This is a genomic window from Vibrio rumoiensis 1S-45 (assembly GCF_000286955.2).
Lineage (GTDB): Bacteria > Pseudomonadota > Gammaproteobacteria > Enterobacterales > Vibrionaceae > Vibrio > Vibrio rumoiensis_A.
Genome location: NZ_AJYK02000025.1, coordinates 1 through 2,265 on the forward strand (window position 1 = coordinate 1; position 2,265 = coordinate 2,265).

Here is a 2,265-nt window from a genome sequence, read left to right on the forward strand (position 1 = left end):
CCGACTGAGCTATCCGGGCGACGGGGGGTATTAAACGGTTTTTCGAGGACAAGGTCAACACTAAAATATAAAAAAACGTTCGTTTGGACACTTTCTAGTCGCTATTGTGTGTTTATTCGCATCTTAACAATGAAAAGTCGCTCTTTTTGGGGGAGTTATAGCGAGGTTATTTATGTGCTGAAGTGAATGAAACAAAGGGGAAGGGTGCTTAAAAAAAACGTTTGGTGAAGATTGCTTACCTTATTTACAAAAAGATGAGTCTAACAGTAAACGAATCACTTGAAATAGGCTTCGCTAAAAGTAAAAAAGAGACAAAGCACACACTTTGTCTCTTGGGATATGCTAGCCATTAATATCTAAAAAATGATGGCTAAATTGAAAGGGTAAACTATTGCGCAGACCATGCCGCACTTTGATCTGGTTGTTCTCCCTTATTCCACCATTGCGCGCGATAACTCACACCTTGGAAGGTGACAAGGTCGCCAGAAGTATAGACAAGCCCCGCTTTCCATTCGGTATCACCTGTCGCTTGTGCGGCTTCCCACACATTCGATGAACCCGGTTGATCCCCTTGAGTCCACCATTTTGCTGTATACGTGATACCTGAAAAAATACCACTGTCTCCTGAGTTATAAGCAACATTACTTTGCCAAGTGGTTTCCCCTGTATTACCACCACCATTATCGTTACTTGCAGTAATCGATACAGAAATGGTGGTTTGAGTCGTAGAAATTGGATCGCCAACCGACACAGTAATGATATCGCTAGTATCGGATTGTGTTACTGCAGCTTGATAGTTAACGGTAATGCTGGTGTTGGTTGTGGCGATAATCGTGCCCTTATCAACACTAAAGACTAATGGATCGCCATCCACATCACTGGCTGATACATCAAAGGTAATGCTTTCACCACTTTTCACTGTTAAGTTTGCAGGGGCTGTAACGACTGGAGCGGTGTTACCGCTTTTGACTTCAAGTCGATAGGTATAATTACTATTGGTTAAGTAAACCAAGTTACTGTAAAGGTCTTGAGCTTGGTAATCGATAGACTCAGTCGCGGTACTTTTTAACCCAATTTGAACTTGCTGAGCGTATTTTTGGTTGACAATACTTGCGAGTTCTTGCGCCCAAATGCTTTCGCTGTCGTGACTAATCGAGAGCTTTTCAAATACGGTTTCATTACCATTTTCATCGAACACTCTGAACCATGCTGTATCACCACTTGCTGCATCTGTCGTTGAAGCAAGGTAGTTACCTGCGCTTATCCATTTATCCAGTGGGTTGTTTGGATCGCCGCCTGTGTCGTTACCACCAAAGGTAATATCACTACAGTTGTAAAAACCTTCGCCCGCTGGATCTTGACGTTGCCAACGGCTATAAATTACCGCATCCCCACTACGATCGGTTGGTAAGGTCACCTCCATTTGGTAGTACTTCTTACCATTAAGATCAACCGTTGGGATATTACCGAACTCAGCAATAAGCTCTAAATCATTCCAAGCGAGCGGCATAGTGGCGGAATCGTAACTTGGCTTGCTCAGGTATATTTTCCAAAAACTTGGGTTGTGAGGCGTGTTAGCGCGATATTGCAGGGTGATTTTTCCTTGATTAGTGAGATCCACTTTAGTTTTCTGCCAATCAGGAGATGGGGTGTTAATGCCTTGTTTGGCTGTATCTCCGGCTGAACATAATTGTCCGTCTGGCACAGCAGCTTCCACAGAGATTTGATTATTATAATTAGAAACAAGTGTGGCAAATTCTGGTTTTTGTATAAAAGGAGTCCAGCTTGATTCTAAGAAGGCCGCACGACAAGCTGCATTTGGTATTGTGCTGCCATCGGCTGAATCCCAATAACCACCGTCAATATCACATAACTGTTGCCTAGCGGGCGGATAGTCCATGTAACCATGAGCTTGAACACCGGTTGAAAGTAGAGCAAGACCAATGAGACTGCCTGCAGCGCCCAAAGGAAGAGTATAACGTTTCATCTTCACCTCCATTTAATAATGATAAACGGAGGGGAGTGTGGTCGGGTATTGAAAAAATGCAGAATTAAGATTTGTGAGTTTGAATGGTGATTCTAATTTTTAATTGCTTTGTTTCATGTTTGGAACTGAAATTGAGGAATTGATTCTAAATACATGTCGATTGACATAAAAATCACACAAAGTTTGAATGCCTAACTATGCACTTTTAAAATAAGTATACGGAAGATTTTATTAGGAAGAATACAGGGAGATTTAGATACAAAAAAGCCTCATCAAAT

Annotated in this window: 1 protein-coding gene; it reads right to left on the reverse strand. The window is 42.0% G+C overall.

The window, feature by feature from the left end:
- Nucleotides 1-388 precede the first annotated feature (388 nt).
- Nucleotides 389-1,987 carry a lytic polysaccharide monooxygenase gene (locus tag A1QC_RS03730; protein ID WP_017023869.1) on the reverse strand — a complete coding sequence of 533 codons (1,599 nt, stop codon included), beginning with the start codon at nt 1,985-1,987 and terminating at the stop codon, nt 389-391.
- Nucleotides 1,988-2,265: the final 278 nt, after the last annotated feature.